The following is a 13,255-nucleotide window of genomic DNA, read 5'->3' on the forward strand; positions in this document are numbered from 1 at the left end:
AAAAACCTCATTTCTGGATAAAGCTTATGTGTGCAGAGAGGGCTGGACTTTGCAGAGCCAAGGGAAGATATTTACACCATGAGCCTTCCGCCCGGATTCCTTGACGAGTTACGCACCCGTGTCAGCCTAACCTCAGTGGTTGGACGCAAAGTGTCATGGGATATGCGCAAATCCAATCAGGGCAAAGGCGATATGTGGGCACCTTGCCCATTTCACCAAGAAAAAACGGCCTCGTTTCACGTCGATGACCGCAAAGGGTTTTACTATTGCTTTGGCTGTCAGGCCAAGGGCGATGCGATCAGTTTTATCAAAGACACCGAAAATGTGAGCTTTATCGAAGCGGTTGAAATTCTGGCAGGTGAGGCTGGGATGAGCATGCCAGCGCGCGATCCGCAGGCGCGCGAAAAAGCAGATCATCGCAGTGAGCTTAGCGATGTGATGGAGCAGGCGGTGCGGTATTTTAGAATGACGCTGAACACCGCCGCCGCCGCGCCAGCACGCAGCTATCTGGAAGGGCGCGGGTTAAGCCCCGCCACCCAAGAGCGCTTTGATCTGGGATTTGCGCTGGATGATCGCAGCGCGCTGATCCGCCATTTGACAGATAGCGGTGTGGCCATTGAAAAAATAATTGAAACCGGACTGTGTATCAAGCCCGATGATGGCGGCGCGCCTTATGACCGGTTTCGGGGCCGCATTATGTTTCCCATTCGCGATATGCGCGGTCGGTGCGTTGCTTTTGGCGGCCGGGCCATGGACCCTGCAGCGCGGGCCAAATACCTAAATTCGCCTGAGACCACTTTGTTTGACAAAGGCCGTTCGCTTTATAATCAGGCGGCGGCACGCTCAGAGTTAGGCAAAAATAGCCCCTTGATTGTGGCCGAAGGCTATATGGATGTCATCGCGCTGGTTGAGGCCGGATTTAGTGCATCGGTTGCACCGCTTGGAACGGCGATCACCGAAGATCAGCTCACCTTGATGTGGCGCATGCATACAGAGCCAATTATTGCCTTAGACGGGGATGCGGCCGGATTGCGCGCCGCTTTCCGGTTGATTGATCTGGCACTGCCGATGCTGGAAACCGGCCGTGCGCTGCGCTTTGCGCTGATGCCGCAAGGCCAGGATCCGGATGATGTTATCCGTCAGGGCGGCCCGCAGGCCTTGCAGGGGCTGCTGGATCAGGCGGTACCCATGGTCGAGCTGATGTGGCGGCAGGCCACCGAGGGGCAGGTTTATGACAGCCCTGAGCGCAAAGCTGCGCTGGATAAAACAATCGGCTCTAAAATCGCGTTGATCCGTGATCCGGGGCTGCGCACCCATTATCAAAATGCGGTCAAAGATCTGCGCTGGAACTTGTTTCGCCCTCAGCGCAATCCTTCGGCTGGGCGCGGGCGATTTGGGGCAGGCGCGCGGCCAAGCTCTGCGCAGCCTTCGACCAAAGCATCGGCTTTGGCCGCCGCTGATGACGGCGTTGCACAATATATCCGCGAGGCTGTGATTATTGCGGTTCTGGTTGCCAGCCCGGCGGTGATCGATCAGTTGGTTGAGGATCTCAGCATGCTTGAATTTGCAGATGTGGAACTTGACCGGATGCTAAAGATTTTGCGCGGTGGCGGTTTTGCCAACCGCGGCGAGGTCGAGGCGCGGGTTACCGAAACGCTGGGCGCCGGGGCGCTTGAAAAGCTATGGGCGAGCGGACATGTGGCGATCACGCCCTGTCTGCGTCATCCGGGTAATATTGAAATGGCGCGAATGACGGTAGAGGAAGAGCTGGCAAAACTGGGCAGTGAGCAGGGCCTTGCCGCCGAGCTGAGCGAAGCTACAAAGGACCCGCAGCAGGCGCTGGATGATACCTCTTTATGGCGGCTTACCCGTGCGGCAGAAGCCAAAAATCGCGCCAGTCAACCCGATCAGCAGGACAAGGTTCAATACGACCTTGGGGACAATGGCGCCCGAATCAATCGCGATGAGCGCAGTAAATTAGACGCTCTTTTAGAAGAAATATCCTCTAGTAGACCCAAACATTGAAATTTTGGTGAGGAATTCCCAGATAAAAGCAGGTAAACCGGTGTGCGAATCACTAGATCACGGTAATGATTCGTCCATCCGAATCACTTGCCCCAGTTAGGATACAATAATGGCCGCAAAAGACGCTGACGATCGCAAGCCCGAAGACCAAGACGCCGAGATTTCTCTGGATATGAGCCAAACGGCGGTCAAGAAGATGATTTCTGAGGCACGTGATAAGGGGTATATCACCTATGATCAGCTGAACCATGTGCTGCCCCCGGATCAGGTATCCTCTGAACAAATCGAAGATGTCATGTCCATGCTGTCCGAAATGGGCATCAACATTATTGAGGACGAAGAGGCCGAGGAAGAAGATAAAGGCACCACAGATTTGGTCGCAGCCGCGGGCGCGAAAGAAGTTGTTGTCTCAGCCGGACAAACCGAAAAGCTGGATCGTACCGATGATCCGGTGCGTATGTATCTACGTGAAATGGGATCGGTTGAGCTGCTGAGCCGAGAAGGCGAGATTGCGATTGCCAAACGTATCGAGGCGGGCCGCAATACAATGATCTTGGGGCTTTGCGAAAGCCCGCTGACATTTCAAGCGATCACCATTTGGCGCGATGAATTGCTAAGCGAAGATATTCTGCTGCGCGATGTGATTGATCTTGAAGCGACCTTTGGGGATCAGTTGAGCGAAGACGGCGAAGAATCAGTGATTAACACCGCTGCGGTGTCTGACGCCCAGCCCAAGGCACAAGAGGCGCCGGAACTGGACGCCGATGGCAACCCGATCATCAACGATGACGACGATGACGACGATGATGAGCATTCAAATCTGTCGCTCGCGGCGATGGAGGCGGCGCTTAAACCGCAGGTTCTGGAAACTCTCGACCGGATTGCCAATGATTATATCAAACTCTCCGAAATGCAGGATTCGCGTATTTCCGCAGCCCTTAGCGAAACTGGAAGTTATTCTGAATCTGACGAAGAAACCTATCAGACACTGCGCGCAGAAATCGTCGAGCTCGTCAATGAACTGCATTTGCACAACAACCGTATCGAAGCCTTGATTGATCAGCTTTACGGCATCAACCGCCGGATTATGCAGATCGACAGCGCCATGGTGAAACTGGCCGATCAGGCACGGATCAACCGCCGTGAGTTTATCGAAGAATATCGCGGCCACGAATTGGATCCGACCTGGATGGAGCGGATGGCGGAAAAGCCCGGACGCGGTTGGCAGATGTTTATCGAACGGGCTACGTCAAAAGTGGCCGAATTGCGCACCGACATGGCGCAGGTCGGCCAATATGTTGGCTTGGAAATCGGCGAGTTTCGCCGCATCGTATCCCAAGTGCAAAAAGGTGAAAAAGAAGCCCGTCAGGCGAAAAAGGAAATGGTCGAAGCCAACCTGCGTCTGGTGATCTCAATCGCCAAAAAATACACCAACCGTGGTCTGCAATTCCTTGATTTGATCCAGGAAGGCAACATTGGCCTTATGAAAGCGGTAGATAAATTTGAATATCGCCGCGGCTATAAGTTTTCCACTTATGCCACCTGGTGGATCCGTCAGGCGATCACACGCTCAATCGCTGATCAGGCGCGCACCATCCGTATTCCGGTACATATGATCGAAACAATCAACAAACTGGTGCGCACAGGGCGCCAGATGCTGCATGAGATTGGCCGCGAACCCACACCCGAAGAGCTGGCGCATAAACTTCAAATGCCGCTGGAAAAAGTCCGCAAGGTGATGAAGATCGCAAAAGAACCTATTTCGCTTGAAACCCCCATTGGCGACGAAGAAGACAGCCAACTGGGTGATTTCATTCCGGACTCGAACGCGGTTCTGCCGCTCGATAGCGCTATTCAGGAAAACTTAAAAGAAACCACCACCCGCGTGCTGTCATCGCTGACGCCGCGCGAAGAGCGGGTTTTGCGGATGCGCTTTGGCATCGGCATGAACACCGATCACACGCTCGAAGAGGTGGGCCAGCAATTTAGCGTGACCCGCGAACGTATCCGTCAGATTGAAGCCAAGGCGCTGCGTAAGCTTAAGCATCCCTCGCGCTCACGCAAACTGCGCAGTTTTCTAGATCAATAAAGCAACGCTTTGACATTTTAAGTGCCTTGATTGCCGCTCGGCAATCAAGGGTGGTAGGCTTGTGCGGCGCGCACACTCTATGATTGCAAGTGGATTTTTGATGGTCCAGTATTGCAATAATTTGAGATTAAGCATGCCTGCATGCAACGCGGCATTTAATAGAATCACACATTTCTCAGAGAGAGCAAGATTAATTTTACACGCGCACAAATAAAAGGAAGCGAAGAATGTCAATTTCGGATCAAATAGAAAAATATATTAACGCAATTGAACAAAGAAATTTGAAAGAAATTTCAGAAATTTTTTTTAAATCAAGCGAACTAACAATAGTTTTCCCTAATGGATCGGAAGTCATAGGGTATGATAATATTGTTGAAATGCATAGATCGTGGTTTTCCGAAAAAAATTGGATTTGGAATGGCCGCCATATCCGCACAATGACATTTGAAGATACTGCAATTACGGTTATAAAATATGAATACATAAGCGAGCCAACTAGCCAAACTATTGGAGAAAACGATTTTTTATTGTCATTGACTTGGAAGTGTGTTGGTGGCGATTGGTTTGTTATATTTGATCAAAACACACCACTGCGAGGATAGTAAATGACGAAAACACTAAAGGAGTTTGACTATATTTTCACTAGCAGTGGAAAATTGATGATTTTATATTTAGGACGCCAGATAATGGTAGTTAAAGGTGAGCGCGCCTATAAGCTCCATAGTAGGTTAAAATCTGTCGATTTTTTCAATGCTCAACTTATTCTGGCCAAAGCTACGAAAAATTTTAAACGCGGTAACGAAAGTTTATGCAAATTGAAGCAGGACCAAAAACGCTAATAACGAATATAAAAAAAAATTTGCACTCATGGTATCTTCATCAACGGATAACTATTTGACAGATACAGATTTTAGGTAAGAACGCGCTGCCTGATTGTTGCCAGTGGACGTGGGATTTTTAGAAGATGGAAGACAAGCCTAAAGTTGTTCTGTCCGTCAATCACGATGGAGCAACAATATGCGTTGATGTATTTCGACGGCCTGATGGGTCGTATGGTTTTGAAGAATACAGAAGAGATCCCGAAGACAACACTGGCTGGTTTGCGATAGGGCACCATTCGCATAAAAATTTTACAGATATTGATAGTGCCAAAAACGCAGCAATTCAGCATATTCATTGGCTAGACGGCTTTTAAGAGCTGACACTCGCAAGGGGTATATAATTTGAAAACCATTTATCTCATCCGCCACGCGCAATCGACCGGTCAGTAACCCAATGGCGACCTGACAGAACTTGGAAAAAAAACAGGCGCAGGATTTAATCGCACGTCTGAGTTACATTCGCCCGGATGGCGCATATTCAAGCCCCTATCTGAGGGCTCTGGATACAATCAGGCCCTTTTGCGATAGCGCTGGCCTTGATATTCAAACCGATCCCGATCTTGCTGAGCGGCAGCTCAAGCCGTTTGATCTGTGGCTTCCCTTTGATGAATTGATCCATCACCTACGGCTCTCTTTTGAAAACTGGGACTATAAAATGGAAGGCGGCGAGCCGCTCAATGACACCCAACGCCGCGCCCTGCGCGGGCTCAGAAAAATCGCGCAAAGCAATTTCGAACGCCCGATTGTTGCCGCACACGGAAATCTTATCGCCACGGTGCTGGGCGCCATAGACCCGGACTTTGGGTTTGAGCAATGGCGCGCCATGAAGAACCCGCATCTTTATGCGCTTAGCTATCAGCAGGATCAACTGAGAGGCTTTGAAGATATTGGCTAAACAAGGCCACGCTTTTCTTTTTTAAAATACGATATGTGCCCTTAATTTTGACACAGCTGTGTCAATTCGCATGGCACACAAATATGTGCTATCTTGGCTTCAACGCATTGATCAAAAGGGGGATGCCGTGAACCTCGGACAATTTTCAATCAGCCTGGCGGTGAAGAATTTGGCCAATTCAAAGAGCTTTTATGAAGCGCTTGGATTTACAGCCTTTGGTGGCGCAATCGAGCGCGATTACCTGATTATGAAACAAGGAGAAACACTCATCGGTCTGTTTCAAGGCATGTTTGAGAATAATATCCTCACCTTTAATCCGGGTTGGGATTCAAGCGCCTGCAAAGTTGATCCGTTCAACGATGTGCGTGAGCTGCAGGCGCTGCTGCTCGACAAGGAAATCGCTTTGGATGAGCCGCACGCCGACCCTGAGGGCAAGGGGCCGGCGCATTTCATTTTACATGACCCTGACGGTAACATGATCATGGTGGATCAGCATCGGTGAGGCAAACTACTTTTACCCTTCAAACCCAAGGTCCGGGGCTTTATGAATTTACTGGTGATGCGGCGCGCTGGCTGCGCGGGGTTCATCCTAGTGGCGACGGCCTGCTGACGCTGTTTATCCGCCACACCTCGGCCAGTTTGGTTGTTCAGGAAAACGCTGACCCCGAAGTGCAGACCGATCTGGCGGAATTTTTTCACCGATTGGTGCCGCCGACGACCGATCCGTCGATGTCTTATTTAACCCACACTTATGAAGGCCCCGATGATATGCCGGCGCATATCAAAGCCGCGCTTTTACCCAGCCATTTATCAATCCCGTTTTCGGATGGCGCGCTGAGCCTTGGCATGTGGCAGGGGATCTATTTGTTCGAGCATCGCAGCCGCCCGCACAGCCGTCAGGTGGTGGCCCATATAGGCTAAAAAGGGGTATTTTTCACACCTCCGCGATACTGCCGCGATACCGACGCAATACCGACATGGCGTTTTTTGAAGGGCAGGGTGGCACTTTGCAAAAAAACCGCAAGGTTTAGTGAGTGAAATTGCCCACTACACAAATCGTAGCGGCTGTCCTATAGTACCTGTGGATAACTTAGCGTAGCACCGAAATCTGCGCTGCCCACTAAGCAAAGGATGTGCCCATGCGTTGCCCATTTTGCGGAAATGTTGACACCCAAGTGAAAGATTCCCGACCCGCAGAAGATCATGTTTCGATCCGGCGGAGGCGGTTTTGTTCAGCCTGCGGCGGGCGGTTTACCACCTATGAAAGGGTGCAACTGCGCGATTTGGTAGTGATTAAATCAAACGGCCGGCGTGAGGAATTTGAGCGCGATAAACTCGAACGTTCGATCCGGATCGCGTTGCAGAAGCGCCCGGTTGAGCATGAGCGGATGGAGAAAATGATTTCCGGCATTGTGCGCCGTTTGGAAAGCATGGGCGAGACAGATATTCAGTCAAACAAGATCGGCGAGATTGTAATGGAGTCGCTGGCGCGGATCGACACGGTGGCCTATGTGCGCTTTGCGAGCGTTTACAAAAACTTTCAGGCTGCAGATGATTTTGACAAGTTTGTCAGTGAGTTACGGCCTAAAATTACACCAGAAGAATAGGCGGCGCAGGTGTCGCATGACCGTTTTATGGCACTGGCGCTGGCCTTGGGCCGCCGCGCTCAGGGGCGCACATGGCCCAACCCCGCAGTGGGCTGTGTGCTGGTGCGCGATGGTCAAATTGTAGGGCGTGGATGGACTGCAGATGGGGGCCGGCCGCACGCCGAACCCCAAGCCTTGCAGCAAGCGGGCGGCAAAGCGCGCGGCGCCACTGCCTATGTCACGCTTGAACCCTGCGCCCATCACGGCAAGACCCCGCCCTGTGCGCAGGCACTGATTGATGCGGGCGTCGCCGAAGTCGTCGCCGCCATTGGCGACCGTGACCCAAGGGTTAACGGCGCCGGTTTCGCCATGCTGCGCGCGGCCGGAATTTCAGTGACTACAGGGGTGCGGGCGCAGGAAGCGAGCCAAGACCACGCAGGCTTCTTTTTAAGGATCACCGACCACAGACCGTTCGTAACGCTTAAGCTGGCAAATAGTTTCGACGGCCGCATCGCCACCGCCAGCGGCGAAAGCCAATGGATCACACAATCCCCCGCCCGCCGTGCAGTACACGCGCTCAGAGCTCGCCACGATTCGGTCATGATTGGGGGTGGCACAGCCCGCCATGATGATCCAACGTTGACAGTGAGGGATCTCGGTATTGCGCATCAACCTATTCGGCTAGTTCTGTCCAAGAGCTTGAATCTGCCCAATAATAGTGCTTTGCAGCGAACCCTCGATAGGGCGCCGTTGTGGCTTTGCCATTCTGAGGATGTGAGTGAAGAGCGCAAAGCGCATTGGCAAAACGCTGGTGCAGAAATGATTGAGTGCCAGGAAAAAGATAGTGCTATTGTACTCAAGGATATGCTGGAGAAACTGGCAAGCCGAGGGCTAACCCGAATTTTTTGTGAGGGCGGAGGTATGCTTGCTGCCTCACTTATAAAAGCAGATATGGTGGACGAGATTGTAGGCTTTCAAGCCGGAGTGATCATAGGCTCTGAGGGTCAACCCGCTATTGGGCCGCTTGGGCTCAAGCATTTGAAAGAGGCTCACCGCTATGGATTGGTTAGTACGACTACAGTTGGTCCGGATGTGATGAACCTGTGGCGCCGCAAGGGCAAGCATTCATAGATAAAAAATTAGCGCCAGAAAGGGTGTGGAGTAGCCAAGAGGCCTTGTGCTTTTGCAAGTAAACGATTGACTTTTGAACGTGGTAAAGCTTGGCTTTTAGAAAGGCGATCAACCACAACTTCTACTGGGCAAGCTTGCTTTGTAACTGGATCGAAATAACGTGGATAAGCAATGAGCGTAGCATAAATTAAACTATCCAAATCAATACACTGATTGCGCCGTGCGGGTATAGTTGCTTTATCTGTGGTAAGTCCCCATCCTGCATAAAATGGCACTCCGTAGGTGGTGACTTTAAGTCCTCTTAGCAGGGCTTCAAAACCTGTCAAAGAGGTCATCGTATGCACTTCGGCCACTTCGGACAAAAGATGGGAGACATCTGCGTTATCAGTGATAGCATCAGCATAGAGCAAAGCTTGCTCCAAAGGAATGCGGCCTTTGCGCAGTTTGGCCTCTACGTCGGGGTGAGGTTTATAGATGATTACATCGTTTGGGTTATTGCTGCGAACAACGCGGAGTAAATCTAGATTGGTTTGAACGCGCTGGGTACCACGTAGAACCGAGGCATCATCCTCAACTTGGCCCGGAACCAAAATCCGCTTACCAGCCGGCAACTTATGAGTTTTTCCAGGTAAGTTGTACTTTGTAAGCTGCTGATTGATAAGAGAGTTTTTTAACCTTTTTATGCGATCAATTTGATCCTCCCTGAGGAGAATGCTTGATTTAATTAAGCGTTCGAGCCGGCTTTCCTGACTAGGGTCATAATATATTCCCAAGTCGTCGCAACTCAGTGAGAGTGGAGGAGTTAATTCAGCGCCCAATCCCCGCGATCGCAAAAAACCATCCTCAATGCGGATAATATCTTTATCACTTTCTTTACCTGAACCTGCCCATACCAATTTCCGAGTAGATGCTAGGCGCGTTGATTTCACCATGGAAGATACAAAGCTGACGCGGCCATGCTGGCCAAAAAATTGTCGCAATGGCTTTCGTTTCCACATACGGATTTTATAAGCTTGCCAGCCTTTGTGGTCCTCACGCCAACTACGAGTGGTTGCCTCAAAGGTATCAAGTGCGCACTCGAGGGAACACATTCGATCACGATATGGATCATACCATTTTGAATAAATCATCATTACCGCCATAAACAGTTGCTCTGCGTTGAGCTTTCTGTTGCGTCTAGGCGGCGGGTTGACGTCTTTGCTGAGCCCCCATCCAGCGTAAAAGGGCTGTCCAAAAACAACAGGCCGGTGACCATTTAAAATGGCTTCAAAGCCAAATTGCGAGGACAGTGTGTAAACTGCGATTGCGCCGTCTAATAAAGCCCAGGGCGAGCAGGTGTTTTGATAAAGATGCACCTTAGGGTCGAGGCAGTGACTTGGGCCATAATAACCACTGCGTAAACCCGCTTGGGCTTCAGGGTGAGTTTTAATGATAATTCGATGGTTTTGATAATCTTCTTTCGCGGCGCGAAGCATAGCATCAAAAATCTCTTGACTGCCGTTTGAGGCGGTTACTGATGCGTCACCTCGGCTTTGATCAATCACTAGAACATAGCCCGGTGATGGTAAATTGGCATCAGGGTCAAAAGCGCTGTATTTTGTTAGGTGATTTTCTTTTATCCGCGATATTAGAGACTTAGCTCTTTTTAGCATTCTCTCGTCATCTAGAGGATTCCGTGATAAGATATGTTCCAGATCGCTTGGGCTTTTGGCGTCAAAATGCACACCGCTTCGATCTAATAAAATACCTAAAGGCGCTTCATTTTTTTGTTGCCCGGGAAATAATGAGCGCAAAAATGTATCTTCAATCCGCAATAAAGGTACTTTGTACTTTTGGGCAAAATAGGTTCCTCTGTATGAAGTTGGTGAATTTCCCCAAACTGCAACCACATCGCCTTCTTTGGGCAAACCCAACGATATTTGATAACCTGACAATGTGAGCATACGGCGAACGCACTTTTGTTTGAAAAATCCACCGTTATAGACAAAAGCGCGCTTAAAATCTGAGACATCTGCCCCTTCAAAGTAGAGGTTGCTGACCACAATTATTGACCCAGCAGCGATTGTGCAGATGTGTTGATTGTATCTGCAGCTCCTAATGATCCTGTGGTTGCCGCGATTACTTTATTCCACTGAGCAAATGGAGCTTCTGTAACATATACGGTGTCTTGATCTCGTATGACAAAGTCACGTGCCGTAAACATTCCATTTGGTTTTGTAAGATCAAGCACATAAACCAACCTTTGCGCGCCTTTTAAATCTTTTCGCCCTAAAACTTGATTGGCAATTTTTTCATCTTCATTCCTAAACACAAAAATGCCCTTTGGATCTGCAGCATTTGCATTTAAACCACCAACCAATGCAAGTGCCTCAATTGCTGAAATAGTTTGGGTTGGAAATGAAATCCGCCCCTGTTTTGCAGTCGCACCAAGGGATGTAAAGGCTCGGGTGTCGGTCTCAACCAATATCCTGTCACCTCCTCTGAGGGCCACATCCATATCTGGATGATCATACAAATCTTGGAACCACACCTTTTCACGCTGTTTGTTGCGAATCACAGTGATCTGCGCAACCTCGGGTTCAATGGTTACCCCGCCAGCTTTTGCCAACATTGCACCCAACGTACGGGTTGGCCGTTCGATGACATAAATGCCTTGACCACCCACGGCCCCAATAATTGATACGGTAGATCCATCACCAGCAAAACGCCGCAATTGAACTTGTGGATCCGGCGTTTGTTCTTTTAGGAGGTTCGCAATAATCTGGCGGACAGCCTCTGGGCTATTTCCTGCCGCCTTGATACGTCCTGCATAGGGAACAAAAATATATCCACTTCCGTCAACTTGGACACCCTCTAGTGTCGTGGCGTTAAGCCCTTTTCCAGCCAGCAGGCTGTCGTCAACATTTTCCCAAATAGAAAGCCCTAAGGTATCGCCAGCACGGATTGTATCAGATCCAATAAGATTAGCATTGCGAAACTTTCGACTAAAACCCAAAGCAGGAATAACTGCTGTGGCGCGAGCTACATGGTCATTTACTGCGAGTATAAAAGCATTGCCTTGCTTTTGCACCGAACCCGAATAAATTTCTGTCTTGGATGGTCCGACCCTAGGAAGGCCGCATGCAGATAAAAAGCTTATAGCAACTATCTGTACAGCAAAGATTTTCCAGCGAAATGCGCCTAAATGAAACATTTTTCCACCTAAAATAATTAAAATATGATTGTAATACCCTATACGGGAAAAAGCCATGGGTCAAAGCCATCATCCGCTGACACCCGCCTGAAGCGGAGGTTGCAATTTTCTTTTTTGGTTCCGTTTACGGTGGCTTAGGGCGTCGTAAGGGTCATAGTTGTCCAGCATCATATCAACAACGCGGCGCAATAATTGTTGCCTAGCTTTTCTTGAATAATACCCACCTGCCACTTGGGATGTTTCGAGTAAAAACCTTCGAAAATCACGGTATCCCCGGGCATTTGGTGACGTTGGCCTGGCAAAAAACTCTGCCAAATCTGCTTGTGAAACAAATTCTGGTTTATCATAAATGGCATTTCCAAAAATCTTCAATGGCAAACCGCGCCACAGCACTTGCTGAGCAGCAGTAGAATTAATTGTCACTGCGCTGCGCGCTTGATCAAGCAAGTTCGCTAGCTTGCCACCCCGCACGTAGTGGATGCGATTGGAAACCTGATAAATCTTTCCAAGGTTTTTTAAAGTCTGCCGAATCGCTGCCCGGCCATCTTCCAAAGGATGTGCTTTTATCACCAAATGATGGTGGCGAGGCGCTCCTTGATGAAATTTCTCGACGACGGTTTCCAGAAATTGCCGGTTCTTTTTAAATGACGAATGGCTTTGGAGTGACGAATCATGCTCGAGCTGAAGTAATACCAGGTGATATGGAAACCCGCCTCGAAGAATACGAATTGTTGCCAACTTGCGTTCAATTGCATGAACCGGCAGGAAAAAAAGCCGCCGAAGATGTAACTTAAACTCCTGAGCTACTGTTAAATCCCGGTGAGGTTTGAAATGTGGGAATGCGCGATTTGCGAACATTATGAACCAATGGTAAAGCGCACCATAAAATACATGCTGACGTGTATCCCCCAATGGCTGGGAGGCATTTGTGTCTCAAGATCGTGGGCGGTCAATTCATCCTGCATTTGTGTCAACTTCATTTGCATCAATCGCGAGTTTCCGTTGGAACCACCGCGTTCATAAGTTACCCAATATGGGCGTAAGTAACCTTCTTCAAAGACATGAACCGTAATGTTAAGCTTTCGGGCTTCTGAAATTGCGCTTTGATGAATTTCCCTTGTATCGCCATAAAGAACTAAATCTGTGATATTTTTATCTAAGGCCAGTTTTCGAAATGTTGTGGGCCATTCGGAGTAAGGCTCGTTAAAGCTGATGAACCTGTTGCGTGGACGCCAGAAAGCTTTATCTGCAGAATTAAAACCAACCCTCCAGCATGTACATTTCGCAAGCTCAAGCATTTTTGCTAATTGGCAAAAAAACGGCCCATGCGGCCCTTGTAAAAACAAAAAGACCCGATCATTTTTCAGGTTCTTGTTCATTTTAACAATTTACTCCATAGTTAAAGGGCCTATCTTTGACTAGCCGGTTACCTGTCAATTTGGTCAAAAATGCGTC

Annotated in this window: 12 protein-coding genes and 1 pseudogene; 10 read left to right on the forward strand and 3 right to left on the reverse strand. The window is 49.4% G+C overall.

Annotation, left to right across the window (positions count from 1 at the left end; translation table 11 throughout):
* The first annotated feature begins 78 nt into the window (after positions 1 to 78).
* The 10 genes from GN278_06330 (at position 79) to ribD (ending at position 8,607) form a co-directional block, all read left to right on the forward strand.
* Entirely contained in the window at positions 79 to 2,025 is a 1,947-nt protein-coding gene (locus tag GN278_06330) for a DNA primase (GenBank protein XAT60470.1), read from the forward strand.
* Between the two features lie 109 nt (positions 2,026 to 2,134).
* The gene (gene rpoD / locus GN278_06335) at positions 2,135 to 4,114 is read left to right on the forward strand and encodes an RNA polymerase sigma factor RpoD (GenBank protein XAT60471.1); all 1,980 of its coding nucleotides are present in this window, start codon (positions 2,135 to 2,137) and stop codon (positions 4,112 to 4,114) included.
* A gap of 227 nt (positions 4,115 to 4,341) precedes the next feature.
* Positions 4,342 to 4,716 (forward strand): hypothetical protein, encoded by a 375-nt coding sequence (locus tag GN278_06340; GenBank protein XAT60472.1) that lies wholly within the window; start codon positions 4,342 to 4,344, stop codon positions 4,714 to 4,716.
* 3 nt (positions 4,717 to 4,719) lie between these two features.
* Positions 4,720 to 4,953, forward strand: a complete 234-nt coding sequence (locus GN278_06345; protein ID XAT60473.1) for a hypothetical protein — start codon at positions 4,720 to 4,722, stop codon at positions 4,951 to 4,953.
* Positions 4,954 to 5,078: 125 nt separating this feature from the next.
* Positions 5,079 to 5,309, forward strand: a complete 231-nt coding sequence (locus tag GN278_06350; GenBank protein ID XAT60474.1) for a hypothetical protein — start codon at positions 5,079 to 5,081, stop codon at positions 5,307 to 5,309.
* Positions 5,310 to 5,407: 98 nt separating this feature from the next.
* Positions 5,408 to 5,890 (forward strand): hypothetical protein, encoded by a 483-nt coding sequence (locus GN278_06355; protein ID XAT60475.1) that lies wholly within the window; start codon positions 5,408 to 5,410, stop codon positions 5,888 to 5,890.
* 127 nt (positions 5,891 to 6,017) lie between these two features.
* Positions 6,018 to 6,392: a VOC family protein gene (locus GN278_06360; protein ID XAT60476.1), complete on the forward strand. Its 375-nt coding sequence runs from the start codon at positions 6,018 to 6,020 to the stop codon at positions 6,390 to 6,392.
* Positions 6,389 to 6,811: a YjbQ family protein gene (locus GN278_06365; GenBank protein ID XAT60477.1), complete on the forward strand. Its 423-nt coding sequence runs from the start codon at positions 6,389 to 6,391 to the stop codon at positions 6,809 to 6,811. The genes GN278_06360 and GN278_06365 overlap by 4 nt, the downstream gene beginning before the upstream one ends.
* A gap of 218 nt (positions 6,812 to 7,029) precedes the next feature.
* A complete protein-coding gene (gene nrdR / locus GN278_06370; GenBank protein XAT60478.1) occupies positions 7,030 to 7,497 on the forward strand; it encodes a transcriptional repressor NrdR in 468 nt (155 codons plus the stop codon).
* A gap of 27 nt (positions 7,498 to 7,524) precedes the next feature.
* Entirely contained in the window at positions 7,525 to 8,607 is a 1,083-nt protein-coding gene (gene ribD / locus GN278_06375; protein XAT62569.1) for a bifunctional diaminohydroxyphosphoribosylaminopyrimidine deaminase/5-amino-6-(5-phosphoribosylamino)uracil reductase RibD, read from the forward strand.
* 8 nt (positions 8,608 to 8,615) lie between these two features.
* Here the strand turns inward: ribD and GN278_06380 are convergent, their stop codons facing one another.
* The 3 genes and pseudogenes from GN278_06380 to GN278_06390 form a co-directional block, all read right to left on the reverse strand.
* Positions 8,616 to 10,550: a capsular polysaccharide biosynthesis protein gene (locus tag GN278_06380; GenBank protein ID XAT62570.1), complete on the reverse strand. Its 1,935-nt coding sequence runs from the start codon at positions 10,548 to 10,550 to the stop codon at positions 8,616 to 8,618.
* Between the two features lie 101 nt (positions 10,551 to 10,651).
* Positions 10,652 to 11,746 carry a polysaccharide export protein gene (locus tag GN278_06385; GenBank protein XAT62571.1) on the reverse strand — a complete coding sequence of 365 codons (1,095 nt, stop codon included), beginning with the start codon at positions 11,744 to 11,746 and terminating at the stop codon, positions 10,652 to 10,654.
* A 123-nt stretch (positions 11,747 to 11,869) separates the two neighbouring features.
* Positions 11,870 to 13,179, reverse strand: a pseudogene (locus GN278_06390) (capsule biosynthesis protein CapA).
* Positions 13,180 to 13,255: the final 76 nt, after the last annotated feature.

The organism is Rhodobacteraceae bacterium Araon29, assembly GCA_039640505.1.
In the GTDB taxonomy this organism is placed as follows: domain Bacteria; phylum Pseudomonadota; class Alphaproteobacteria; order Rhodobacterales; family Rhodobacteraceae; genus CABZJG01.